Here is a 23802-nt window from a genome sequence, read left to right on the forward strand (position 1 = left end):
GGAAGATGGCGCCGTTCGAGTGTCCTTCTACGTTCGGTCTTGTACGGAGCAATCGTATCCATGTTCTTCGTCTACTTTGGTCATTGAAGCCCAAAAATATCCTCCGCGCATTCTGCCCGTACCATCAGCCAACGATACGTGCCGTCACCACAAATTCTTACCGTCGATCACGTTCACGGGCACCGCATCGAGATCGTAGTCGTCGAACAGGCGCGCGTTGATCGCGACCTTGGGATTGTCGAAGTCGGGCTTGCCGGTCGACCAGTCCGGCGACTCCGAATAGGTGCCGCAGCCGCAGCTCGCACAGTAATGATGTTTGACGGTGCGACTACCCCATTGATAGGTCGCGACGTTCTCCTGCGGAGAGAGCAAGCGGAACTGCGCCGGCGTGTAGTAGGCCCACAGCGCGCCGCGCTTGGCACAGAGCGAGCAAGTGCAGCGCGTCACGCTGGCCGGCGGCTCCGTGACCTCGAACACCGTTTCACCGCAATGGCAGCTCCCTTCGACCGGCATGACCCGCTCCCTCTCTCGAAAATGTCAGGAGATGGTCGTAGCCGAGGCCTGCTGCCAACATGCTGTCAGCATGTGCTGCGGCGCACTGCCTGGTTTGCAGGCAGCGCCCCGCCGGGCGACACCGGCCTGTGTCCCCGAAGAGTTTCGCGGAGCGCGAAGTCCAGCCTGGCTACTTTGCATGGGGTTGATTTCCAGATTTCTTGTTACCGAGGCGAGCCGGTCCGATCTGGAGCGAGAATTGCTACACTCCCCCGATTCCCGGAGCTCTCCCTTTTGGCCTTCCTGTTCGTCCTCATCGTCGGCCTGATCGCCGGCACCATTTCCGGCATCGTTGGCACGGGCTCGTCGATCATGCTGATGCCGGTACTGGTCTTTGAATACGGGCCAAAGGAAGCCGTTCCGATCATGGCGGTCGCGGCCGTGATGGCGAACTTGTCGCGGATCCTCGCCTGGTGGCGCGAGGTCGACTGGAAGGCCTGTGCCGCCTATTCCATCACAGGCATTCCCGCCGCAGCGCTCGGCGCGCGGACGCTGCTGGCGCTGCCCTCGCACGCGGTTGACCTTGCGATCGGCATCTTCCTGATCGCGATGGTGCCGGCGCGGCACTGGTTGGCGCGGCACGACCTGAGAGCCAACCTCTGGCATCTGGCGATCGGCGGCGCGATCATCGGCTATTTCACCGGCATCGTGGTCTCGACGGGACCACTCAGCGTGCCGCTGTTCCTGTTCTATGGCTTGACCAAGGGCGCGTTCCTCGCGACCGAGGCCGCTTCCTCGCTCGGCCTCTATCTGTCGAAATCCGTGACATTCGAACGCTTCGGGGCGCTGACCGGCGACGTCGCGATCAAGGGCCTCATCGCAGGCTCCTCACTGATGTTCGGCGCCTTCATCGCCAAGCGCTTCGTGCTGCACATGAAACCAGACGTGTTCCGCCTGGTGATGGACGCCATCATGGTCGCGGCGGGACTCTCCATGCTATGGAACGCCACGCAATCCCCCTGACACCGATTCACCAGTCCCCATGGCCAAATCCACGCTCTCCTTCGTCTGCCAGAACTGCGGCGCAGCCTATAACCGCTGGCAGGGCAAGTGCGAGGCCTGCGGCGAGTGGAACACGCTGGCCGAGGAGGACGCGACCGGCAACGTGCCGGTGTCGATCCGCTCCAAGCGCAAGGGGCGCACCTTCGCGCTGGAGAGCCTGGCGGGAAAAAGCCCCGACGCCCCGCGACTGTCATCGGGGATGACCGAGCTCGACCGCGTTACCGGCGGCGGCTTCGTGCGCGGCTCGGTGCTGCTGGTCGGCGGCGATCCCGGCATCGGCAAATCGACGCTGCTGACCCAGGCCACGAGCTTGCTGGCCCGTGCCGGCCACCGCGTCGTCTATATCTCCGGCGAAGAGGCAATCGCTCAGGTGCGCTTGCGCGCGGAACGGCTCGGGCTGTCGGACGCGCCGGTGCAGCTCGCCGCGGAGACTTCGGTCGAGGACATCATCTCGACGCTGTCGGAAGGGGCGGTCCCCCGCCTCATCGTGATCGACTCGATCCAGACCATGTGGACCGACACGGTGGAGTCCGCGCCCGGCACGGTGACGCAGGTGCGCGCCTCCGCGCAGGCCCTGATCCGCTTCGCCAAGAAGACGGGCGCCGCCATCATCCTGGTCGGCCACGTCACCAAGGACGGCCAGATCGCCGGCCCCCGCGTGGTCGAGCACATGGTCGACGCGGTGCTGTCCTTCGAGGGCGAAGGCTCGCAGCAATTCCGTATCCTGCGCGCCGTGAAAAACCGCTTCGGCCCCACCGACGAGATCGGCGTCTTCGAGATGACCGGCCTTGGCCTTCGTGAGGTCACCAACCCTTCCGAGCTGTTCCTGTCCGAACGCGACCTCGGCACCCCCGGCACGGCCGTGTTCGCCGGGATCGAGGGCACCCGCCCCCTGCTGGTCGAGCTACAGGCCCTGGTGGCGCCGACCTCGCTCGGTACCCCGCGCCGCGCCGTGGTCGGCTGGGACCCGAGCCGGCTCTCGATGGTGCTGGCGGTGCTGGAAGCCCATTGCGGCGTGAAGCTGTCCGGCCACGACGTCTATCTGAACGTCGCAGGCGGCCTGCGCATCCACGAGCCGGCCGCCGACCTCGCCGCGGCAGCGGCGCTGGTATCCTCGCTGGTTAACGCGCAGTTACCCACCGATGCGGTCTATTTCGGCGAGATTTCGCTCTCCGGCGTGGTGCGGCCCGTAGCCCAGACCCCCGCGCGGCTGAAAGAGGCCGCAAAACTCGGCTTCAGCCGCGCCGTGCTCCCCGAATCGGCCCGAGGCGAAGCCGGCGGGGACGCGGGGCTGTCGCTCAACGCCGTGAACAACCTGACCACGCTGGTCGCCGAGATCGCCGCCCGCGGCTCCCGCCGGGGCGAATCCACAAGTCAGCCCGAGAAAAATGCCACACCCGCCAGATTCCGCCGTGGAGAGGGCTAGGTGGAGGTGACGATCCCCGGCCCCGCCGCTATACAGCCGTCACAAAGCGGCGGGATCGCGTGGTTCCGGACTTGCCGGGAACGCCGTCTGCCCCTCACTTAGGGCGGCGGCCAAAACACCGATTCGCCGAGCATCTTTGAGAGTACGAGCGGACCAGACCAGCCGATGCCGATTACACTCCTCGATCTGATCCTGCTCGGTGTGATGCTGATCTCAGGCCTGCTTGCCATGGTCCGCGGCTTCATGCGCGAAATCCTGTCGATCGCGGCCTGGGGCGCGGCGGCGATCGTGACGCTCTATTCATTCTCGAAGCTGCTGCCGACCGCCAAGACGTACTTCAACAACGACACGGTCGCGAGCGTCGTGGTCGTGGCCGGCGTGTTCGTGGGCACGCTGATTGTGGTCTCCGTGATCACGGTCCGGATCTCCGACATGATCCTGGATTCCCGGATCGGCGCCCTGGACCGCACCTTGGGCTTCCTGTTCGGCCTGGGGCGCGGTCTCCTGATCGTGGTGGTTGCCTTCCTGTTCTTCACCTGGCTGGTCCCGGACAAGCAGCGCCCGGACTGGGTCACGGGAGCGAAGTCCCGGGTGGTCTTGCAGGGAACCGGGGATTGGCTGATGTCGCTCTTGCCTGATGACCCCGAGAACACCATCTTGAAGAGATTCAAGAAAAACAAACCAGATGATGATCAAGCTGATACCGAGCAGCAGCCTGCGGGCGGCAGCGACGGCTACAGTAAACCGGCTCGTGACAGCCTTAAAAAGCTGATCGAGAAACCCGCGGCGCGTTGAATTGAGCCCGAAGAGAGGCGCGATGGACGAGATGCAAAACCCCGACTGGAACGCCCAGCTTGATCTCGACCTCCCCCCGGCCGGGCTCGAGCTTCAGGACGATCTCGAGGGGGATACGCTACGCGAGGAATGCGGCGTATTCGGCATCTACGGTCACCCCGACGCCGCCGCCATTACCGCCCTCGGCCTCCACGCCCTGCAGCACCGCGGCCAGGAGGCCGCCGGCATCGTCTCCTACGACGGCTCCCGCTTCCATTCCGAGCGCCGCCTCGGCCTCGTCGGCGACACCTTCTCCCGCCGCGAGGTGATCGACCGCCTGCCCGGCAGTGTCGCGGTTGGCCACGTCCGCTACTCCACGACCGGCGCCACGATCCTGCGCAACGTGCAGCCGCTGTTCGCCGAACTGAATGCCGGCGGCCTGGCGGTTGCTCATAACGGCAACCTTACCAACGGCCTGACGCTGCGCCGCGAGCTCGTCAAGAACGGCGCGATGATGCAGTCGACCACCGACACCGAGGTGATCCTGCATTTGGTGGCGCGGTCCAAGCGCAACCGCTTCATCGAACGCTACATCGACGCGCTGCGCGAGATCGAAGGCGCCTATGCCCTGGTCTCGGTGACCAACAAGAAGCTGGTCGGCGCGCGCGATCCGCGCGGCATTCGCCCCTTGGTGCTCGGCGAGCTCGACGGCTGCCCGATCCTGACGTCGGAGACCTGCGCACTCGACATCATCGGCGCGCGCTTCGTGCGCGACATCGAGCCCGGCGAAGTCATCGTGTTCGACGAGAACGGCCAGGACGTCCACAAGCCGTTCCCGCCGATGGCCCCGCGGCCCTGCATCTTCGAATACATCTATTTCTCCCGGCCTGATTCCATCGTCCATGGCCGCTCGGTCTACGAGGTGCGCAAGGCCTTTGGCGCGCAGCTCGCCAGGGAGAGCCACGTGCCGGTCGACGTGGTGGTGCCGGTGCCCGATTCCGGCGTGCCCGCCGCGGTCGGCTACAGCCAGTTCTCCGGCGTGCCGTTCGAGCTCGGCATCATCCGCAACCACTATGTCGGCCGCACCTTCATCCAGCCGACGCAGGCGATCCGCGAATCCGGCGTGCGCATGAAGCACTCGGCCAACCGCGCCGCGATCGAAGGCAAGCGCATCATCCTGATCGACGACTCGCTGGTGCGTGGCACCACCTCGAAGAAGATCGTGCGCATGATGCGCGATGCGGGCGCGACCGAGGTGCACTTCCGTCTCGCCTCGCCACCGATCCTCTATCCCGACTACTACGGCATCGACCTGCCCGATCGCGGTGGCCTGCTCGCGGCAACGCATTCACTGGAAGAGATGCGCGAGATCATCGGGGCGGACTCGCTCGCCTTCCTGTCGATCGACGGCATGTACCGCGCGATGGGCGAGCCCGGACGCGACCCGGCCAATCCGAAGTTTTCGGATCACTGTTTTACCGGCGCCTATCCAACGCATCTCACCGACCAGACCCAGACCGAACAGCAGCCGCGCCAATTGTCGCTACTGGCGGAGGCGAGTTAGTCCGTCCCCAGCAGTCATTCCGGGGCGCGCGTAACGCGAACCCGGAATCTCGATCTCGTATCGTAATCTCCGGATTCCGGTTCGATGCTTCGCATCGCCCCGGAATGACGACCAAGCGGGGGCTTGTCCCGGCCATCCACGCCTGTAAAACCCCGCCATGACAAAACTCCTCGCCAACCGCATCGCTCTCGTCACCGGCGCCTCGCGCGGCATCGGCTATGCCACCGCGATCGCGCTGGCAAAAGCCGGTGCGCACATCGTCGCGGTCGCGCGCACGCAGGGCGGGCTGGAAGAGCTCGACGACGAGATCCGGAAATCAGGCGGCAACGCCACACTGGTGCCACTCAACCTCACCGACTTCGACGGTATCGCGCGGCTCGGCGCCGCGCTGCATGAGCGCCACGGCAAGCTCGACATTCTCGTCGGCAATGCCGGCGTGCTCGGCCCCTCCTCGCCGCTCGGCCATATCGAGCTGAAGACCTTCACCGATGTGATGGCGATCAACGTGTCGGCGAATTTCCAGCTCATCCGCTGCATGGAGCCACTGCTGAAACAGTCCGACGCCGGCCGCGCGGTGTTCATCACCTCGGGCGCAGCCAACAAGGCGACCGCTTATGTCGGCCCCTACGCGGCCTCCAAGGCTGCGCTGGAAACGCTGGCGCGCGCCTGGGCGCAGGAGACCGCGAGCACGAAACTGCGCGTCAACCTGTTCAATCCCGGGCCGATCCGCACCCGCATGCGCGCGACCCTGATGCCGGGCGAGGATCCCTTGACGCTCGACACGCCCGAGCAGGCGGCCGAGTTCATCGTGCCGATGTGCGCGCCTGACTGGGCGGAAACCGGCAAATTCTACGACTACAAGTTGCGCACGCTGATGAGCTTCCGGCCGCCAGCCTGAGGCCCGCGCATGCTGGCCGACGCGCGGCCACGCGACGGATTGATGAAATTTAAGTCAGCAAGAGACGATCGGATTAACCGATCGCCCGGACCGCTACGATTAGCGCATTGCCGCAAGCATCAGGACACGCTATCGGACACATCAAGATCGTGACCGATCACGCCGATGGTCAAAAGCCCCATCCAAGAGGGCCGTCCCGGCATCAACAGTTGGAGGGAATACAATGAAAAACTTGCGCGCGTGGCGCTACGCCGCGCTGTTGACCTGTGCCGGCCTCGGCTTCGCCACCTCGGCTTCCGCCCAAGACAAGACCGTCAAGATCGGCGTGCTCAACGACATGTCGAGCCTCTATGCCGACATCGGCGGGCCGAACTCGGTTGCCGCCGTGAAGATGGCAGTCGAGGATTCCGGCCTGAAGGCCAAGGGCTGGACGATCGATGTCGTCTCGGGCGATCACCAGAACAAGCCCGACGTCGGCGTCAACATCGCAAGGCAGTGGATTGACAACGACAAGGTCGACGTCATCTCCGACACGCCGAGCTCGGGCGTTGCGCTCGCGGTGAACAACCTCGTCAAGGAAAAGAACTCGGTGCTGCTCAATTCGGGCGCGGCCACCGCCGATCTCACCGGCAAGGCCTGCACGCCGAACACGATCTCCTACACCTACGACACCTACATGCTGGCGAACGGCACCGGCAAGGCATTGACCAAGGCCGGCGGCGACAGCTGGTTCTTCCTGACCGCCGACTACGCCTTCGGCCACGCGCTGGAGCGCGACACCAGCGCGGTCGTCACCGCCAATGGCGGCAAGGTGCTCGGCGGCGTCAAGCATCCGCTCAATTCGTCCGACTTCTCCTCCTTCCTGCTGCAGGCGCAGTCGTCGAAGGCCAAGATCATCGGCCTCGCCAATGCCGGCGGCGACACCACCAACGCGATCAAGCAGGCATCGGAATTCGGCATCGTGGCGGGCGGCCAGAAGCTCGCAGCGCTGCTGCTGTTCATCAACGACGTGCACTCGCTCGGCCTCAAGACCGCGCAGGGGCTGACCTTCACCGAGTCCTTCTACTGGGATCTCAACGACCAGACGCGCGAATGGTCGAAGCGATTCCAGAAGGTCTCGCCGAAGGGCTCGATGCCGTCGATGACGGTCGCCGGTCTCTATGCCGGCATCCTGCATTATCTGAAGGCGATGGACGCGCTCGGCAGCAACCCGCATGACGGCGCCAAGGTCGTTGCCAAGATGAAGGAACTGCCGACGGATGATCCGCTGTTCGGCAAGGGCCCGCTGCGCGCCGACGGCCGCCGCCTCATCCCGGCCTATCTGTTCGAGGTGAAGAAGCCGGAAGAGTCGAAGGGCCCGTGGGACTATTACAAGCTGGTCGCCACCATCGCACCGGAAGACGCTGCCAAGCCGCTCGAGGCGAGCGAGTGTCCGCTGGTGAAGAAGTAAAGCGACACTGTCGTAGGGTGGGCAAAGGCGCGAAAGCGCCGTGCCCACCGTTCCTCCATCGCTGTGATAGAAGCGGTGGGCACGCTTCCGCCATCGCTCTTCGAGCTACGGCGGACAAGTCGCTCTGCCCACCCTACGAAGCCGCCTTCGTCGCGACCAGCGTCCGCATCGCGATCATCACCGCTATGATCATCAGCACCGCAGCAAGCAAGAACGGCGCGCCGGGCAAATGCCAGAGCGCGCTGCCGCCGATGAAATAGGAAAACGTCAGCGTGAACAGGAAGGGCCCTACGAGCTGCGACACACTCTGTACGCTCGTGGTTGCGCCCTGCAATTGTCCCTGCTGATCAGGTGCGACGAGCCGCGTCATCAGCGATTGCGCGGCCGCGCCTGATACGCCCCACAGCGACATCACGGGAATGCCGAGCCAGAATAGGGGGCCGGTCGGCGCACTCCCAAAGATCAGAAAGCCGATGGCACCGCAGCTCAAACCCAGGAGCAGCGCGTTGCGCTCGCCGAGCGCGCGCACGATTGGGCCGACGCCGAGCCCCTGCACCACCATGGCGCAGATGCCGACCATCGCGAGCGTGAGGCCGACGGTCTTGGAATCCCAGCCATAACGATAGGTCGCATACAGGACGAAGGTCGAGGGCAGCACGACGTGCGCCACCTGCGCGGTGAAATTGACGACGGAAAGGCCCGCGAGCACCGCGTTCGAGCGCAACAGATGCAGCGCGCCGAGCGGATTTGCCCTACGCCAGCGGAACGGCGCGCGCCTATCCGCAGATAGTGATTCCGGCAGGATCAGGAGGCCATAAACCGCGTTGGCGAAGCTCAACGCCGCCGCAGCCCAGAACGGCAGCCGCGGATCGATATCGCCGAGCAGACCGCCCAGCGCCGGCCCAAAGATGAACCCCGCACCGAATGCCGCACCGATCCTGCCGAAGACCGCAGCGCGGCGCTCCGGCGGTGTCAGGTCGGCGATATAGGCAAAGGCGGTCGAGATGCTCGCCGATGTGATCCCTGAGATGATGCGCCCGATGAACAGCCAGATCAGGGACGGCGCAAGGGCCATCAGCACGTAGTCGGCGGCGAGGCCGAAGTTCGACAAAAGCACCACCGGCCGCCGGCCGAAGCGATCGGACAGCGCACCCAGCACCGGCGAGAACACGAACTGCATCAACGCCCATGCGGTGCCGAATAGGCCGAAGATGCGGGCCGCGTGCGCGGTGTCGTTGCCGACGAAACTCTCGATGAGCTTTGGCAGGATCGGCATGATCACACCAAGCGCGAGCATGTCGAGGAGAATGGTGACGAAGATGAAGGCGACCGCACCGCGCCGGATCGGCGCGGCATCCGAGCCTATCGCCTCACCCGCCTCGCCGCTCACGACAACCGCTTGCGCTTGTGCGCAAACGGGTTGGCCTTCTCGCGCAACGTGATCCGTACCGGCGTGCCCGGCAACTCGAAGGCATCACGCATGGAGTTGGTGAGGTAGCGCAAATAGGCCTGCGGGACGGCATCGGCGCGCGAGCAGAACAGCACGAAGCTCGGCGGGCGCGCCTTGGTCTGGGTGATGTAGTTGAGCTTCAGCCTGCGCCCCGAAACCGCCGGCGGCGGGTTGGCCTGGATCGCCTGCTCGAACCAGCGGTTCAGGGCCGAGGTCGGCACGCGCCTGTTCCAGACCGCATAGGCATCCTGGATCGCCTGCATCAGGCGGTCGATGCCTTCGCCCATCAGGCCGGAGACGGCGACGATCGGCACGCCCTTGACCTGCGGCAGCCAGTGATCGGCATCGCGGCGCAGGTTGGAGATCGCGCCGCCGCCCCTGCTCTCCATCAGGTCCCATTTGTTGACCGCCAGCACGACGGCACGGCCCTCACGCTCGATCAGGTCGGCGATGCGCAGATCCTGCTCCTCGAAGCGGTGCTGCGCGTCCATCATCAGCACGACGACTTCGGCAAAGCGCACGGCGCGCAAGGCATCGGCGACCGAGAGCTTCTCCAGCTTCTCCTCGATGCGCGAGCGGCGGCGCAGGCCCGCGGTATCGAACACTCGGAAATCGCGCCCCTTCCAGTTGATCTCGACCGCGATCGAGTCGCGCGTGGTGCCCGCCTCCGGACTGGTCAAGAGGCGCTCCTCGCCGAGCAGATGGTTGATCAACGTCGACTTGCCGGCATTGGGGCGGCCGACGATCGCAACCCGGATCGGACGCCTGGCGGCCTCCTCCTCGGACAGTTCCTCCTCGTCCTCGCCCTCATCCTCATCGAGCGGCTCCGGCATCAGCCTGCTCAAGGCATCGTAGAGCTCGCCCATGCCCTCGCCGTGCTCGGCGGAAATCTGGATGGGATCGCCGAGGCCCAGCGCAAAGGCTTCCATCGCGCCGGCGTCGCCGTGCTTGCCCTCGCTCTTGTTGGCAACCAGCAGCACCGGCTTGTTGGCACGGCGGGCGAAATCGGCAAAGGCGCGATCGGTCGGCGTGAGGCCGACGCGCGCGTCGATGACGAAGAACAGTGCGTCGGCTTGCGCGATCGCGGCCTCGGTCTGCTCCTGCATCCGCGCGGTCAGCGACCCCTTGGCGCCTTCGTCGAGACCGGCCGTGTCGATGATGGTGAATGCGAGATCGCCAAGCTTTGCATCGCCCTCGCGGCGGTCACGGGTCACCCCGGGCAGGTCATCGACGAGCGCGAGCTTCTGTCCAACCAGGCGGTTGAACAGCGTTGACTTTCCGACATTGGGCCGGCCGATGATGGCGATCGTAAAAGACATTGGTCATTCGTGCGCTGCCGGGGCTGCGCCTGTCAATGCAGTGAAAAATGTCAGCGCGTAAAGCTGCCGCTCGGCATCGGCGCCGGGAAAGCTCCCTGCGACTGCTGCTGTGTGGTCTGCGTCGCTTGCGCGGGCTGGGTGGTCTGATCCTGATCCTGCGGCGGCGCGGTGGTGCGCTTGCGCACGATCTTCTGCTTCGGTGGCGGTGCCGCTGCGGGCGCTGCTTCGGGTTGGGCCTCGCCGTCGACTTCGCCGGCCGGCGCTGCGGCGGCTGCCGCCGGCTGCTTGGTCTTCTTCGACTTCGCGGCCTTGGCGGATTTCGGCGGCTCGGGCGGCGGGGCTGCGGCAGCAGCAGCCGCGGCGTCCGCATTCTGCTGGTCCTGTGGCTGCTGTGCGCCCTTGTAGAGGTCTCTCGGCACGCCCTGCTCCAGGCCGGGCACGCCCTCGGGGAAGACCGGCTTGCGATCGCCCGGCAGCTTCTTCTTGGTGTCGAGCCAGTCCATGAGGTCGCTCGGATCGAACCCGCCGCTCGAGCAGCCGCCAAGGAGGCCCGAGAAGGCGATCAGAACAGCGGCTGCGATCAAACGTTGCGTACGGCGCATCTCAAGTCTCGTTCAACTGTTCTCGCAACTATTCTTGGGCCGTCAGCTCTTGGCGACCGGCGGCAGCAGAGCCTGCAAGGCCTCGGCGCGCGAGCGCAGGCCCTGCGGGGTTTCACCATCCTCGGCGATTGCATCCAGCCATTTGCGTGCGGCGGCTGCGTCGCCATTGCGCCAGGCCGACAGGGCCAGCAGTTCACGTGCGCTATGGCGGAAGGTGGAGCCGGCCGCGGCGGATGCCTCCAGCCGTTGCTGGATGTCGGCATAGGCCGCGGTGTCGATCAGAAGCCCTGCGGCGCGGAGTTTTGCGAGCGCTTGCTGCTCGGCGCCAGCAGTGCTGTCGGCTGCGATATCGTCATACATCTTCACGGCAGCCTTGGGGTCGCGTGCAGCTGCCTCAGCCGCGGCGCGCAAGCGCGCCAGCGTGCGATAGCCCCGGGGAGCCTTGGCCGCGAGCTCGGTGAAGGCCGCCTCGGCCTCGGCATGCTTGTTCTGCTCGGACAGCTCCACGGCCTTCTCGAAGGCGGCACCGGCCTCGGCGGCCTTCTTGGCCTCCAGGTACTGGTAGCCGCGCCAGCCACCGACGGCGGCCACGACCAGCACCATCAGGGCGATGAAGTAGATCGAATACTTGTCCCACAGCTTCTTGAGCTGTTCGCGACGTACTTCCTCGTCGACTTCGTCAAATAATTCAGACACTTATGCTAATCCCATGCCCGGCCGGGAGCGCGCGCCATAGCGTTCGCGTGAGGAATCCCGTCCCCGCGTCGCGGCTGCGATACGCTATCGATATGGCGGTGGCAAGGCAAAGCGAGCCGGATCAAGGCGTTAACCCTCCGCCGTGGCCCCTACCGGGTTCCGGCGCGGTTCATGATCCGGCCAGAGCCTCTCGCAGCTTCCGCTTGAGCACCTTACCATTGGCGTTGCGCGGCAGCGGCTCGGCCGTGAGGACGATCGTCTCCGGCACCTTGTAGTCGGAGAGCTGCTCGGCGCACCAGGCACGCAGCGCCTCGCCTGCGACCGCTTCACGCGTGACGACCACCGCATGGACGCGCTCGCCGAGCACCGGACACGGTTTTGCGATGATCGCACTCTCGACCACCGCCGGATGTCCGGCCAGCACTGATTCCACCTCGGCGGAATAGACCTTCAGGCCGCCGCGGTTGATCATGTCCTTCTGGCGGTCGAACACGCGGACGAAGCCGTCGGCATTGACCGAGCCGAGGTCGCCGGAGTGCCAGAAGCCGCCGGTAAAGCTCTCGGCGGTCGCCTTCGGATTATTCCAATAGCCCTTGATCACGGACGCGCTTCCGATCCAGAGCTCGCCGATCTCGCCGCGCGGCAGTTCGCGCCCCTCTGCGTCAACCGCGACGATCCGCGCGCCGGGACAGGGCAAGCCGACACTGTCGATGTGGCGTGCGGTAAGCTCGCCCGGCATGATCGTCGACGGCGACGTGGTCTCGGTCGCGCCATAGCAGTTCATCAGCTCCAGGCCGGGAATTTTTTCGTCCAGCTTCTCGATGGTCGCGATCGGCATCGGCGCACCGCCGAAGCCGCCAATGCGCCAGCTCGACAGATCATAGCTGTCGAAGTCCGGCTGGAGCAGACAGAGATTATACATTGCCGGCACCATCACCGTGTAGGTGACGCGCTCGCGCGCGGCGAGCTTGAGATAGTCGGCCGCCCTGAACTCCGGCATGATGATCAGCGTACCGGCGCAGCGGATCATCGTCGTGATGTTGGCGACGATGCCGGTGACGTGGCCGAGCGGCACCGCCGCGATCGAACGATCCGCCGCCGTGAGCTTTAGGCAAGATACGAAGACAATCGAGGAATGGATGATGTTGCAATGGGCGAGCATCGCGCCCTTGGGCTTGCCGGTGGTGCCTGAGGTGTAGAGGATCATCGCGGTATCCTCTTCGCCGACGTGCGCCGGCGTAGCCGCAGGCGCGTGATCGCTGAGATCGGAGAAGCGCGACAAACGCACGTCATCGTCGACCGCGATACGATCCGCCACATCGGGGACATCGCGCGGCTCCGGGAGACGGTCGGCCAGCACCGCCTCGTGGATCAAGACCTTGGCACCGCAGTCGGCGAGCACATAGGCAATCTCGGGTTTCTGCTGGCGCGTGCTCAGCAGTACGGTGACGAGGCCCTCATGCGCAGCAGCAAACAGGATCAATGGAAATTCGATGCGATTGCCGAGCAGGAGCGCGACGCGGTCGCCACGTTGCAGGCCGAGCCTGCGAAGTCCGGCCGCGATCCGCGCCGACTGCTCGACGGCCTGCCGCCAGGTCAGCCTGGCATTGCCGCAAATCAGCGCTTCACCGTCGGGATTGCGATCGGATGCTTCCGCGATCATCGCCCAGAGACTTGCCGGCCGCTCGCAGAATGTACTCACGATGCGATCTCCGAAGCGCGCCTCGAGCCGCATCGGGGGAAGCTGAGATTGCGACCAGTCCATCGGGCGGCTCCCGGCTTGCTATTCTCGTCACTTTTCCCGCACGGACAGCCGCTCTTGTCTTGCGCTGATCGGCTGGCGCTAGCCTCCCATCACGGGAACGCCGATCACGACGGGATGGAAGGCAAAGGCGAGCGCCAGATAGGCGACGACACCGACGGCGACGGCGATCAGATCGTTGGTGACACCGCCAACCGGAATCGGCGGGCCGCCAGCATCCTTGCGATGCTTCAACGAGATCCGGTCATACACCGCCCAACCGAGGAACGAGCCGAACAAGATGATGGAGCCGAGATCGCCATTGGCCAAGAGATGCGCCGCCGCCCACAGCTTGATGCCGGCCAGCATCGGGTGCTTCAGCGTCGCATAGATGCGGCCGCGGATGTAGGACGCCACCACCAGGATCACGGCCGGCAGCATCAGCGCGACGGTGATGTGCTTCAGGAAAGTTGGCGGCTCCCAAACATTCCACATGCCCGCCGCGCGATAATGGGAAAAACCCCAGACGATCAGCGCAAGGCCGGCCAGCGAGACCAGCGCATAGAGGATCTTGTAGGTGCCCTCGCCCAGCCGCGCGATCGCCTGAGCGCGCGCCTCGCGCTTGGTCGTGAACGTGTGGGCGGCGAAAAACAAAGCGAGCCCCAGGATCATCACCAGCAGACCCATGACGTCCTCCCCTCAACTAGCGCCGTCTATCGGGTAACACCTGAAGCCCATCGCCCGCAATGCGTCATTCGCGGTCATTGCTTTGTCGTGGGGGGCGTCAACTCGCGATTGTCGACATAGCGGATCGCGATCGGCCGTCCGGCCAGCGCCCCGGCAAAACCGTCGGTGAGCTTCAGCGGCAGGCAGGCATTCAACGACGCGTTGATGGCATCTAGGTACGTGGTTCGCGTGTCCGCCGACGCGCCCGCCGTCGCAAAGGTCAGGTGCGGCGGGCCGATGAGCCTGCCCGACCTGTTGAGGCTGAAACGTACCGACATCTGCATGCCCTCCCGCGCATTGTCGGTCGAGGGAGGCGACCAGCACGAGCGCAACTGCGCGAACAGGTCGCTGATCGTGTCGAGGTCATGATCCGGCTTCTGGTACTTCGCGCTGTCGGCCTGCGATGGAACCGTCTCGACCGTGACCTGGAGCGTCTCGCCGAACGGAAAGGGTATCTCGGTGATACAGGGTCCCTGAAATGGACCGCCGCAAGGCTCGTAGGAGAAAGGCTCGTTGAAGTAGGGACTCGAATGGAAGTGTCGGTACCGTGCATCGGCAGAGACCGGTGTTACCGTCACCAAGAGCAGGATAAGGATGCAGCGCCACATGACCGCCAGACCGCAATGCCACATGCTTCAAACGTGGCACCGGCCGTCGACGCGTCAAGCCCACCGGCGTTCACATGCGCGCGTTCGGTTCGGGCATGACAGCGGAGAGTGGGCTCCGCCTACCCCTTCTTCTTCACGTCCTTGACGTTGGCGAACTCGATACCCTCGGCGCGCTCCCGGGTATAGCCGAGATAGAATTCGTTCCGTGCCAGATACACGGGATCGCCATCGACATCGTCAGCGATGCTGGACGTGTTGGCAGCGATGAAGGTGTCGAGCTTCTTGCGGTCATCCGAGGAGACCCAACGGGCCAGCTGGAACTCGCTCACCTCGAACTCAACCGGCAACGAATATTCCGCCTCGAGCCGCGCCTTCAGCACGTCGAGCTGCAGCGCGCCGACGACGCCCACCAGCGCCGGCGCGCCGTCGCGCGGGCGGAACACCTGCACCACGCCCTCTTCGGACATCTGCTGAAGCGCTTCCTTCAGCTTCTTCGCCTTCATCGCATCGGTAAGCCGGACGCGGCGGACGATTTCCGGAGCAAAACTCGGTACGCCGACGAACGTGAAATCCTCGCCTTCCGTCAGCGTGTCACCGATGCGCAAGGTGCCGTGATTGGGAATGCCGACGACGTCGCCGGCGAAGGCTTCGTCGGCGACCGAGCGGTCCTGCGCGAAAAAGAATTGTGGGCTCGACAGCGGCATGCTCTTGCCGGTGCGAACCAGCTTGGCCTTCATGCCGCGGCTGAGCTTGCCCGAGCACAGCCGCGCGAAGGCGATGCGGTCGCGATGGTTCGGATCCATGTTCGCCTGGATCTTGAACACGAAGGCGCTCATGCGTGGGTCGGTTGCTTCGACCTTGCGCTGGTCGCTTTCCTGCGCGCGCGGCTCGGGTGCGAACTTGCCAAGGCCTTCCAGAAGGTCGCCGACGCCGAAATTGCGCAGCGCGCTGCCGAAGTAAACGGGCGTCAGATGGCCTTCGCGAAACGCCCCCAGATCGAATGGCTTGGAGGCCGCGGTGACGAGCTCGAGCTCGTCCTTGACGGCGGCAACATCGAGATTGGCGTTGAGCTTGGTCAGTTCCTCGATCTCGGTCTGCTGCGCAGCACCCGTCTTGGCGCCGCCGCCCTCGAGCAGGCGTACGCCGCCATTGACGACGTCATAGGTGCCGAGGAAGTCGCGGCCCCGGCCGACCGGCCAGGTCATCGGCGTGGTGTCGAGTGCCAGCGTCTTCTCGATCTCGTCGAGCAGCTCGAAAACGTCGCGGCTCTCGCGGTCCATCTTGTTGATGAAGGTGATGATCGGGATATCTCGAAGACGACACACCTCGAACAGCTTTCGGGTTCGCGCCTCGATGCCCTTGGCAGCGTCGATCACCATGACGGCGGAGTCGACGGCTGTCAGCGTGCGATAGGTGTCTTCCGAGAAGTCCTCGTGGCCGGGCGTGTCCAGGAGGTTGAACACCAGGCCCTCGAACTCGAAGGTCATGACCGAGGTGACGACGGAGATGCCGCGCTCGCGCTCGATCTTCATCCAGTCCGAGCGCGTGTTGCGCCGCTCGCCCTTGGCCTTGACCTGGCCTGCAAGGTTGATGGCGCCGCCGAACAGCAGCAACTTTTCCGTCAGCGTGGTCTTGCCGGCGTCCGGGTGAGAGATGATCGCAAAGGTCCGCCGCCGCGCCACTTCGGTAGCAAGCGGGGAACGGGCCGGCGATTCGGCTGTGATGGCGATGTCGGACATGGCGGGAGCGTTTGGCAGGGAAAACGGGCCTAATCAAGGGTCATCTGGTGATTGCGGGGCGCCTCGGCCAGTCCCATATCCACCCCGGGAAGGACGACCTTCCTTTAATCGGCACATTAGTCGCGGGGACGACCCTGCCTTGAACGAAGGGGCGTCATGGCCTGGACTATCCTGTTCGTCGCCGGTCTTTTGGAGGTCGGCTGGGCGATCGGCCTCAAATACACAGATGGTTTCTCGCGGCTCGTTCCATCCGTGCTCACGCTCGCCGCCATGGCCGGCAGCGTCATCCTGCTCGGATTGGCGCTGAAGTGGCTGCCGATTGGAACCGCTTACGCGGTCTGGACCGGGATCGGCGCGGTCGGCACCGCAGCCCTGGGGATCATCCTGTTCGGCGAGCCGGCCACGGCGCTGCGCCTCGCCAGCATTGGGCTGATCGTGGGCGGCATCGTCGGGTTGAAGCTCGTTACCTGAAAAACTGCACCGCCCACCAGGAGAGTCCCGCGACGATCGCGGACGCCGGTATCGTGATCACCCAGGCATAGACGATCGAGCTTGCCACGTTCCAGCGCACCGCCGAGACACGGCGGGCGGCACCGACACCGACGATCGCGCCGGTGATGGTGTGGGTGGTCGACACGGGCACGCCGAGAAAGGTCGCCATGAACAGGGTTGCCGCACCGCCGGTCTCGGCGCAAAAACCCTGCATCGGCGTGAGCTTGGTGATGCGCAGGCCCATCGTGCGCACGATCCGCCAGCCGCCCATCAGGGTGCCCATCGCCATCGCCGCCTGGCACGACAGCACCACCCAGAACGGCACGTAAAACTCACCGCTCAGTTGGCCCTGCGAGAAGAGCAGCACGGCGATGATGCCCATGGTCTTCTGGGCGTCATTGCCGCCATGCCCGAGCGAATAGAGCGAGGCGGAGGCGAATTGCAGGATGCGGAAGGCGCGGTCGACGGCGAACGGCGTCGAGCGCACCGAGGCCCAGGAGACGATCGCAACCAGCATCATCGCCAGAAGGAAGCCGACCAGCGGCGAGAGCACGATCGCCAGCACGGTCTTCGTCAGCCCGCTCCAGACCGCGGCCGAAATCCCGGCCTTGGCCATGCCGCCGCCGACGAGGCCGCCGATCAACGCATGTGACGACGACGACGGAATGCCGAGCGCCCACGTGACGATGTTCCAGATGATAGCGCCGACAAGAGCCGCAAAGATCACCTGGGCGTCGACGATCGAGGGATCGATGATCCCCGTGCCGATGGTCTGGGCGACGTGCAGGCCGAACACCATGAAAGCGACGAAATTGAAGAACGCAGCCCAGAACACCGCGAATTGCGGCCGCAACACGCGGGTCGAGACGATGGTGGCTATCGAATTGGCGGCGTCGTGCAGGCCGTTCAGGAAATCGAACAGCAGCGCGACTGCGATCAGTCCGACCAGGATGGGAAGACCCAACACGGCATCCACGGCGCGGTTCCTGTTTTAAGATTTGCGCATGATCTCGGCGCAAACGCGCTCCGCGTTTGTCGCGAGGGAAAACCGCTGCACACTTTTCCGGATCATGCGCTAGACCTGTTCGATGACGATGCTGTTGATCTCGTTCGCGACGTCGTCGAAGCGGTCCGCGACTTTCTCGAGGTGATCGTAGATCTCGACACCCACGATGAAATCCATCGCGTTGCCGTCGCGGTGCTTCAAGAACAGCTCCTTCAGCCCGATGTCATGGAGATCGTCGACCCGCCCCTCCAGCTTGGTCAGTTCCTCCGTAATGGCGGTCAGCATGGCGACGTTCTTGCCGATCTCCTGAAGCAGCGGCAGCGCGCGGCCCACCAGGTTGGCGCACTCGATCAAAAGCCCGCCGATCTCACGCATCGGCGGCTCGAAGGCGCGGACCTCGAACAGCATCACAGCCTTGGCGGTCTGCTGCATCTGGTCGATGGCGTCGTCCATCGAGGTGATCAGGTTCTTGATGTCGCCGCGGTCGAACGGGGTGATGAAGGTGCGGCGCACCGCGGTCAGCACTTCGCGCGTGATGTTGTCGGCATCATTCTCGAACTGGTTGACGCGCTGGCAATAGACCGGCGTCTCCTCGCCGCCGTTCAGCATGCCCTGGAGCGCGATGGAGCCGTGGATCACGGTCTGGGCGTGGCGGTCGAACAGATCGAAGAACCGTTCCTCCTTGGGAAGGAAGGCGCGAAACCAACGCATCATGGGGATAATTGCCGGGTTGAGATTGGCCGGTCCGGGAGGACTGTCACCAAATTGTCATAGACCATTTTCAGGCCGCGCGCGTGCCACGTCACGTCGCCCGAAGCACTTCATCCACCACTTTCAAGAACCGCGAAAACAGGCTTTTGATCAAATGCTTACAGAGATCTCCGGAAGTAATGCGCGATTTCGCCGACGACGCCGCGGCGGAAGGTGAGCACGCAGATCACGAAGATCGCGCCCTGAATCACCGTCACCCACTGGCCGTAGCTCGCCAGGTACTGCTGCATGGCGATGATCACGAAGGCGCCCACCACGGGCCCGAAAATGGTGCCGAGACCGCCGACCAGCGTCATCAGCACCACCTCACCGGACATCGACCAGTGCACGTCCGTGAGCGAGGCGTTCTGCGCCACGAACACCTTCAGTGAGCCCGCAAAGCCCGCCAGCGTGCCTGAAAGGATGAAGGCCAGCAGCTTGTACTGATCGGTGCGGTAGCCCAGCGAGATCGCGCGCTGCTCGTTCTCGCGGATCGATTTCAGGACCTCGCCGAAGGGCGAGTTGATGATGCGGTAGATCAGCAGGAAGCCGGCGAGGAAGCCGACCAGCACGACGTAATAAAGCATCGTCGCCTTGGAGAGATCGAAGATCCCGAACAGATGGCCCTGCGGAATGCCCTGAATGCCGTCTTCGCCATGCGTGAACGGCGCCTGCAAGTAAATGAAATAGAGGAGCTGCGACAGCGCCAGCGTGATCATCGAGAAGTAGATGCCCTGGCGGCGGATCGAGATGTAGCCGGTCACGATCGAGAGCACGAAGGCTGCGGCAACGCCAGCGAGAATACCGAGCTCCGGCGGCAGCGCCCACACCTTCAGCGCATGCGCGCTGCAATAGCCGGCAGTGCCGAGGAACATCGCGTGGCCGAACGACAAGAGGCCGCCATAGCCGATCAGCAGGTTGAAGGCGCAGGCGAGTAGCGCGAAGCACAGCGCCTGCATCACGAAGAACGGATAGATGCTGGTGAACGGCACGGCAGCCAGGGCCAGCGCCATGAATACGAAGACGATCATTTCGTCGCGCATCGCGCGCGCCGTCACTGGCAAGGTGTCGTCAGTCAAGGCTGTCATATCAGGCCGCCCTTCCCGTCAGTCCCGTTGGCTTCACAAGCAGCACCAGCACCATCAGCACGAACACGACGGTGTTGGAGGCCTCAGGGTAAAAATACTTGGTCAGGCCTTCGATCACCCCGAGCGCGAAGCCGGTGATGATCGAGCCCATGATCGATCCCATGCCGCCGATCACCACCACCGCGAACACCACGATGATGAGGTCGGCACCCATTAGAGGCCGCACCTGGTTGATCGGCGCGGAGAGCACGCCGGCGAGCGCGGCAAGGCCGACGCCGAGCCCGTAAGTCAGCGTGATCATGCGCGGCACGTTGATGCCGAAGGCGCGCACCAGCGTCGGGTTTTCGGTCGCGGCGCGCAAATAGGCGCCGAGCTGGGTCTTCTCGATCAGGAACCAGGTCGCAAGGCACACCACCAGCGAGAAGACGACCACCCAGCCGCGGTAGATGGGCAGGAACATGAAGCCGAGATTCATGCCGCCCTTGAGCTGGTCGGGAATGGCATAAGGCAGACCGGACGAGCCGAAGTAGTTCTGGAACACGCCCTGGATGATGAGAGCCAGACCGAACGTCAACAGCAGGCCATAGAGATGATCGAGCCCGGTCAGCCATTGCAGCATGGTCCGCTCCAGGATCATGCCGAAGATCCCGACCACGATCGGCGCGATGATCAACGCTGGCCAGTAGCCGATACTGAGGTAATCATTGTTGAGCAGGAAATACGCGACGAACGCGCCCATCATGTAGAGAGCGCCATGGGCGAAATTGATGATGTTCAGCATGCCGAAGATCACGGCAAGCCCGAGACTGAGCAGCGCGTAGAACGAGCCGTTGATCAGTCCCACCAGTAGCTGTGCATAGAGAGCCTGCATCGATCCCGCACCCAGTCCCTTCAGCGTTCCTCATGTGGTTCGCCGGCATTGGCCGGCGAACCGTTATTGCCGCTTACTTCTTCAACAGCGCGCACTTGCTTTCGGACAGCGGTGTGAAGGCCTGATCGCCCGGCACCGTGCCGACCAGCTTGTAGAAGTCCCACGGCGCCTTGGATTCGGAGGGCTTCTTCACCTCGAACAGATAGGCGTTGTGAATCTTGCGGCCGTTCGGCTGGATCTCGCCCTTGCCGAACAGATCGTCCTCGGTCGGCATCGACTTCATCTTCTCGACGACCTTGACGCCGTCGTGCGGATTGCCGCCAAGCGCTTCCAGCGCCTTGAAGTAATGACGCAGGCCCGCATAGACGCCCGCCTGCACCATGGTCGGCGGAGCGCTGTTCTTCATCTTCCCGGCGAAGCGCTTCGAGAAGGCGCGAGTCTGGTCGTTCATGTCCCAGTAGAAGGTCTCGGTGAAGTTGAGGCCCTGCGCGGTCTCGAGCCCGATCGCCTTGACGTCGGTGAGAAACAGAAGCAGCGCGGCGAGCTTCTGGCCGCCCTTGGTGATGCCGAACTCGGCCGCCTGCTTGATCGAGTTGGTGGTATCGCCGCCGGCATTGGCAAGGCCGATGACCTTGGCCTTGGACGACTGCGCCTGGAGCAGGAAGGAGGAGAAGTCCGGCGTGTTGAGCGGATGCTTGACGCCGCCGACAACCTTACCGCCATTGGCCAGCACCACCGCCGTCGTGTCGCGCTCGAGCGCCGCGCCGAAGGCGTAGTCGGCAGTCAGGAAGAACCAGGTGTCGCCGCCCGCCTTCACCAGCGCTTGGCCCGTGGTATGGGCGAGCATATAGGTGTCATAGGTCCAGTGCACGGTGTTGGGCGAGCACTGCGCATTGGTGAGATCGGAGGTCGCAGCACCCGAATTGATGTAGACCCCGTTCTTCTCCTTGATGACGTTGTTGACGGCCAGCGCCACGCCGGAATTCGGCACGTCGACGATGACATCGACCTTGTCGACGTCGAACCATTGCCGCGCGATCGCGGTGCCGATGTCCGGCTTGTTCTGGTGATCACCGGAGATGATGTCGATCTTCCAGCCCTTGGCAACAAGGCCGGAATCCTCGACCGCCATTTGCGCCGCCAGCGTCGAGCCGGGGCCGCCGAGATCGGCGTAGAGACCGGACTGATCGGACAGCGCGCCGATCTTGACGGTCTTGTCCTGTGCGCAAGCGGCGCCCACTGCTGTGAGCGACAGCGCGGTGCCGAGCAGAAATGACGCAATTGACCTGGTCTTCATGCAACTTTCCTTTTTTGAAGTTTCTCGTTGGCAGTTCTAGACGCCGAGATAGGCGTGGAGCTTGTCCATATTGGCAGCAAGCTCCGCATTGGAGAATCCGTCAATGATCTTGCCATGCTCGACGACATAATAGCGGTCGGCGACCGTGGAGGCGAAGCGGAAGTTCTGCTCGACCAGCAGGATGGTAAAACCCTCCTTCTTCAGCCGCGCAATGGTATGGCCAATCTGCTGGATGATGACGGGTGCAAGACCTTCCGTCGGCTCGTCCAGCATGAGGAAGCTCGCGCCGGTGCGCAGGATGCGCGCAATTGCCAGCATCTGCTGCTCGCCTCCGGAGAGTTTTGTCCCCTGGCTGCTCAGGCGTTCCTTGAGGTTCGGAAACAGCTCGAAGATCTGGTCGAGCGACAGCCCCCCGGCCCGCACGATCGGCGGCAGCATCAGGTTCTCGCGCACGTCGAGGCTCGCGAAGATGCCGCGCTCCTCGGGGCAGAAGGCAATCCCCATGCGGGCTATCTTGTCCGAGGTCGCGCGGATGATCTCCTGGTTGTTGAACCGCACCGAGCCGGTGCGCTTGCCGATGACGCCCATGATCGACTTCAGCGTGGTCGTCTTGCCGGCGCCGTTGCGCCCGAGCAACGTGACGACCTCGCCCGCATTCACGTCGAAATTGATCCCGTGCAGGATGTGGGACTCGCCGTACCAGGCCTCTAAGTTGCGCACCTGGAGGATATTGCCGCCGGTCGTTGCAGCCTTCGCCGGTGCCTCGGCGATCGCAGTGTCAGGCATGACCGGCTCCCAGATAGGCTTCCTTGACGCGCTCGTCCTTGGTGAGCTCGCTATAATGGCCTTGAGCAAGCACCTGCCCGCGCGTCAACACGGTAATGATGTCGGAAAGATTGGCCACGACGCTCAAATTATGCTCGACCATCAGGATGGTGTATTTCGCGGAGATGCGCTTGATCAGCGCCGCGATCTTGTCGATGTCCTCGTGGCCCATGCCGGCCATCGGCTCGTCCAGCAGCATCATCTCCGGATCGAGCGCGAGCGTGGTTGCGATCTCGAGTGCGCGCTTGCGCCCATAGGGCATCTCGACCGCGGGCGTGTTGGCAAACTCGCTGAGGCCGACATCGTACAACAACTCGCGCGCGCGATCGTTGAAACGGTTGAGCACGGACTTGGAGCGCCAGAAATCGAACGAGCTGCCGTGCTGGCGCTGAAGCGCAACACGCACGTTTTCCAGCGCCGTGAGATGCGGAAACACCGCCGAGATCTGGAACGAGCGCACCAATCCCATGCGCGCGACGTCGGCCGGCGCCATCGCGGTGATGTCCTGGCCTTTGTAGAGGATTTTTCCGGCAGACGGCCTGAGGAACTTGGTCAGGAGATTGAAGCACGTCGTCTTCCCGGCCCCGTTCGGACCGATCAACGCGTGAATGCTCCCACGGCGGACCTTGAGGGCGACATCGCGGACGGCGAAGAATCCCGCGAACTCCTTGGTCAGCCCTTCCGTTTCGAGAATGAACTCATCGGCCAAACAAATTTCCCCCTGCCCGCGCGACGCGCTGGCCGCGCGTGGCTTTGCTTATTGCTATCGGCTTTCCGGAAGCCTTGGAGCCCTTTCCGGAACGCCGCCTCCGGCGGCGGAATATGCCGGAGGTGACGGGGGTTAGGCAAGGCGGAAAGCTGTGCCGGTCACATTGCCGACCCGCGGGACAGATGCTCCCTTAGTCGAAGACATTGATGTCGCACCT

23 protein-coding genes are annotated in these 23802 nt (G+C 64.1%); 7 read left to right on the top strand and 16 right to left on the bottom strand.

Going from position 1 to position 23802, the window contains the following annotated elements; translation table 11 throughout:
- Positions 1-144 precede the first annotated feature (144 nt).
- On the bottom strand, positions 145-513 hold the full coding sequence (locus SO180_RS09730; protein WP_449378584.1) for a GFA family protein: 369 nt from the start codon (positions 511-513) through the stop codon (positions 145-147).
- A gap of 273 nt (positions 514-786) precedes the next feature.
- Between SO180_RS09730 and SO180_RS09735 the strand changes: the two genes are divergently transcribed.
- The 6 genes from SO180_RS09735 to SO180_RS09760 all read left to right on the top strand — a co-directional run bounded on the left by SO180_RS09735 (position 787) and on the right by SO180_RS09760 (position 7666).
- On the top strand, positions 787-1515 hold the full coding sequence (locus SO180_RS09735) for a sulfite exporter TauE/SafE family protein (RefSeq protein WP_449378585.1): 729 nt from the start codon (positions 787-789) through the stop codon (positions 1513-1515).
- Positions 1516-1534: 19 nt separating this feature from the next.
- The gene (gene radA, locus SO180_RS09740; RefSeq protein ID WP_449378586.1) at positions 1535-2980 is read left to right on the top strand and encodes a DNA repair protein RadA; all 1446 of its coding nucleotides are present in this window, start codon (positions 1535-1537) and stop codon (positions 2978-2980) included.
- A 165-nt stretch (positions 2981-3145) separates the two neighbouring features.
- Positions 3146-3775, top strand: a complete 630-nt coding sequence (locus tag SO180_RS09745) for a CvpA family protein (protein ID WP_449378587.1) — start codon at positions 3146-3148, stop codon at positions 3773-3775.
- A 31-nt stretch (positions 3776-3806) separates the two neighbouring features.
- Positions 3807-5318 (top strand): amidophosphoribosyltransferase, encoded by a 1512-nt coding sequence (purF, locus tag SO180_RS09750; protein WP_449378632.1) that lies wholly within the window; start codon positions 3807-3809, stop codon positions 5316-5318.
- A 157-nt stretch (positions 5319-5475) separates the two neighbouring features.
- Complete coding sequence (locus tag SO180_RS09755; protein WP_449378588.1) at positions 5476-6216, top strand: SDR family NAD(P)-dependent oxidoreductase; 741 nt, start codon at positions 5476-5478, stop codon at positions 6214-6216.
- A gap of 223 nt (positions 6217-6439) precedes the next feature.
- Positions 6440-7666, top strand: coding sequence for an ABC transporter substrate-binding protein (locus SO180_RS09760; RefSeq protein ID WP_449378589.1), 1227 nt, complete (start codon positions 6440-6442; stop codon positions 7664-7666).
- Positions 7667-7799: 133 nt separating this feature from the next.
- Here SO180_RS09760 and SO180_RS09765 read toward each other — a convergent pair whose 3' ends face one another.
- The 8 genes from SO180_RS09765 to SO180_RS09800 all read right to left on the bottom strand — a co-directional run bounded on the left by SO180_RS09765 (position 7800) and on the right by SO180_RS09800 (position 16547).
- The gene (locus SO180_RS09765; protein ID WP_449378590.1) at positions 7800-9056 is read right to left on the bottom strand and encodes a TCR/Tet family MFS transporter; all 1257 of its coding nucleotides are present in this window, start codon (positions 9054-9056) and stop codon (positions 7800-7802) included.
- Positions 9053-10435, bottom strand: coding sequence for a ribosome biogenesis GTPase Der (gene der / locus SO180_RS09770; RefSeq protein WP_449378591.1), 1383 nt, complete (start codon positions 10433-10435; stop codon positions 9053-9055). Before der ends, SO180_RS09765 begins: the two co-directional genes overlap by 4 nt.
- 50 nt (positions 10436-10485) lie before the next feature.
- Positions 10486-11037: a hypothetical protein gene (locus SO180_RS09775; RefSeq protein ID WP_449378592.1), complete on the bottom strand. Its 552-nt coding sequence runs from the start codon at positions 11035-11037 to the stop codon at positions 10486-10488.
- A 42-nt stretch (positions 11038-11079) separates the two neighbouring features.
- Positions 11080-11733: a tetratricopeptide repeat protein gene (locus SO180_RS09780; protein WP_449378593.1), complete on the bottom strand. Its 654-nt coding sequence runs from the start codon at positions 11731-11733 to the stop codon at positions 11080-11082.
- 169 nt (positions 11734-11902) lie between these two features.
- On the bottom strand, positions 11903-13498 hold the full coding sequence (locus SO180_RS09785; protein ID WP_449378594.1) for a class I adenylate-forming enzyme family protein: 1596 nt from the start codon (positions 13496-13498) through the stop codon (positions 11903-11905).
- A 78-nt stretch (positions 13499-13576) separates the two neighbouring features.
- Complete coding sequence (locus SO180_RS09790; protein WP_449378595.1) at positions 13577-14161, bottom strand: NnrU family protein; 585 nt, start codon at positions 14159-14161, stop codon at positions 13577-13579.
- A 74-nt stretch (positions 14162-14235) separates the two neighbouring features.
- Positions 14236-14808, bottom strand: a complete 573-nt coding sequence (locus SO180_RS09795; RefSeq protein WP_449378596.1) for a hypothetical protein — start codon at positions 14806-14808, stop codon at positions 14236-14238.
- Between the two features lie 119 nt (positions 14809-14927).
- On the bottom strand, positions 14928-16547 hold the full coding sequence (locus SO180_RS09800; protein ID WP_449378597.1) for a peptide chain release factor 3: 1620 nt from the start codon (positions 16545-16547) through the stop codon (positions 14928-14930).
- 156 nt (positions 16548-16703) lie between these two features.
- Between SO180_RS09800 and sugE the strand changes: the two genes are divergently transcribed.
- On the top strand, positions 16704-17018 hold the full coding sequence (gene sugE, locus SO180_RS09805; RefSeq protein WP_449378598.1) for a quaternary ammonium compound efflux SMR transporter SugE: 315 nt from the start codon (positions 16704-16706) through the stop codon (positions 17016-17018).
- On the opposite strand, the gene SO180_RS09810 is transcribed toward sugE, so the two are convergent.
- The 7 genes from SO180_RS09810 to SO180_RS09840 form a co-directional block, all read right to left on the bottom strand.
- Positions 17011-18015: an inorganic phosphate transporter gene (locus SO180_RS09810; protein WP_449378599.1), complete on the bottom strand. Its 1005-nt coding sequence runs from the start codon at positions 18013-18015 to the stop codon at positions 17011-17013. The two genes, sugE and SO180_RS09810, sit on opposite strands and share 8 nt — an antisense overlap.
- 99 nt (positions 18016-18114) lie before the next feature.
- Positions 18115-18759 carry a DUF47 domain-containing protein gene (locus tag SO180_RS09815; RefSeq protein ID WP_449378600.1) on the bottom strand — a complete coding sequence of 215 codons (645 nt, stop codon included), beginning with the start codon at positions 18757-18759 and terminating at the stop codon, positions 18115-18117.
- Between the two features lie 155 nt (positions 18760-18914).
- On the bottom strand, positions 18915-19883 hold the full coding sequence (locus tag SO180_RS09820; protein ID WP_449378601.1) for a branched-chain amino acid ABC transporter permease: 969 nt from the start codon (positions 19881-19883) through the stop codon (positions 18915-18917).
- A 1-nt stretch (position 19884) separates the two neighbouring features.
- The gene (locus SO180_RS09825; protein WP_284270329.1) at positions 19885-20754 is read right to left on the bottom strand and encodes a branched-chain amino acid ABC transporter permease; all 870 of its coding nucleotides are present in this window, start codon (positions 20752-20754) and stop codon (positions 19885-19887) included.
- Positions 20755-20827: 73 nt separating this feature from the next.
- A complete protein-coding gene (locus tag SO180_RS09830) occupies positions 20828-22051 on the bottom strand; it encodes an ABC transporter substrate-binding protein (protein ID WP_449378602.1) in 1224 nt (407 codons plus the stop codon).
- Positions 22052-22087: 36 nt separating this feature from the next.
- On the bottom strand, positions 22088-22837 hold the full coding sequence (locus SO180_RS09835) for an ABC transporter ATP-binding protein (RefSeq protein WP_449378603.1): 750 nt from the start codon (positions 22835-22837) through the stop codon (positions 22088-22090).
- Positions 22830-23585, bottom strand: a complete 756-nt coding sequence (locus SO180_RS09840; RefSeq protein WP_449378604.1) for an ABC transporter ATP-binding protein — start codon at positions 23583-23585, stop codon at positions 22830-22832. Before SO180_RS09840 ends, SO180_RS09835 begins: the two co-directional genes overlap by 8 nt.
- Positions 23586-23802 lie beyond the last annotated feature (217 nt).

Source organism: Bradyrhizobium sp. UFLA05-112, assembly GCF_053572325.1.

Bases quoted from the DNA above. Each gene is read 5' to 3' on its own strand.
- SO180_RS09730 (WP_449378584.1), bottom strand. From the start codon at position 513: ATGCCGGTCGAAGGGAGCTGCCATTGCGGTGAAACGGTGTTCGAGGTC.
- radA (WP_449378586.1), top strand. From the start codon at position 1,535: ATGGCCAAATCCACGCTCTCCTTCGTCTGCCAGAACTGCGGCGCAGCC.
- SO180_RS09745 (WP_449378587.1), top strand. From the start codon at position 3,146: ATGCCGATTACACTCCTCGATCTGATCCTGCTCGGTGTGATGCTGATC.
- purF (WP_449378632.1), top strand. From the start codon at position 3,807: ATGCAAAACCCCGACTGGAACGCCCAGCTTGATCTCGACCTCCCCCCG.
- SO180_RS09755 (WP_449378588.1), top strand. From the start codon at position 5,476: ATGACAAAACTCCTCGCCAACCGCATCGCTCTCGTCACCGGCGCCTCG.
- SO180_RS09760 (WP_449378589.1), top strand. From the start codon at position 6,440: ATGAAAAACTTGCGCGCGTGGCGCTACGCCGCGCTGTTGACCTGTGCC.
- der (WP_449378591.1), bottom strand. From the start codon at position 10,435: ATGTCTTTTACGATCGCCATCATCGGCCGGCCCAATGTCGGAAAGTCA.
- SO180_RS09775 (WP_449378592.1), bottom strand. From the start codon at position 11,037: ATGCGCCGTACGCAACGTTTGATCGCAGCCGCTGTTCTGATCGCCTTC.
- SO180_RS09785 (WP_449378594.1), bottom strand. From the start codon at position 13,498: ATGGACTGGTCGCAATCTCAGCTTCCCCCGATGCGGCTCGAGGCGCGC.
- SO180_RS09790 (WP_449378595.1), bottom strand. From the start codon at position 14,161: ATGGGTCTGCTGGTGATGATCCTGGGGCTCGCTTTGTTTTTCGCCGCC.
- SO180_RS09795 (WP_449378596.1), bottom strand. From the start codon at position 14,808: ATGTGGCGCTGCATCCTTATCCTGCTCTTGGTGACGGTAACACCGGTC.
- SO180_RS09800 (WP_449378597.1), bottom strand. From the start codon at position 16,547: ATGTCCGACATCGCCATCACAGCCGAATCGCCGGCCCGTTCCCCGCTT.
- sugE (WP_449378598.1), top strand. From the start codon at position 16,704: ATGGCCTGGACTATCCTGTTCGTCGCCGGTCTTTTGGAGGTCGGCTGG.
- SO180_RS09815 (WP_449378600.1), bottom strand. From the start codon at position 18,759: ATGATGCGTTGGTTTCGCGCCTTCCTTCCCAAGGAGGAACGGTTCTTC.
- SO180_RS09820 (WP_449378601.1), bottom strand. From the start codon at position 19,883: ATGACAGCCTTGACTGACGACACCTTGCCAGTGACGGCGCGCGCGATG.
- SO180_RS09825 (WP_284270329.1), bottom strand. From the start codon at position 20,754: ATGCAGGCTCTCTATGCACAGCTACTGGTGGGACTGATCAACGGCTCG.
- SO180_RS09830 (WP_449378602.1), bottom strand. From the start codon at position 22,051: ATGAAGACCAGGTCAATTGCGTCATTTCTGCTCGGCACCGCGCTGTCG.
- SO180_RS09835 (WP_449378603.1), bottom strand. From the start codon at position 22,837: ATGCCTGACACTGCGATCGCCGAGGCACCGGCGAAGGCTGCAACGACC.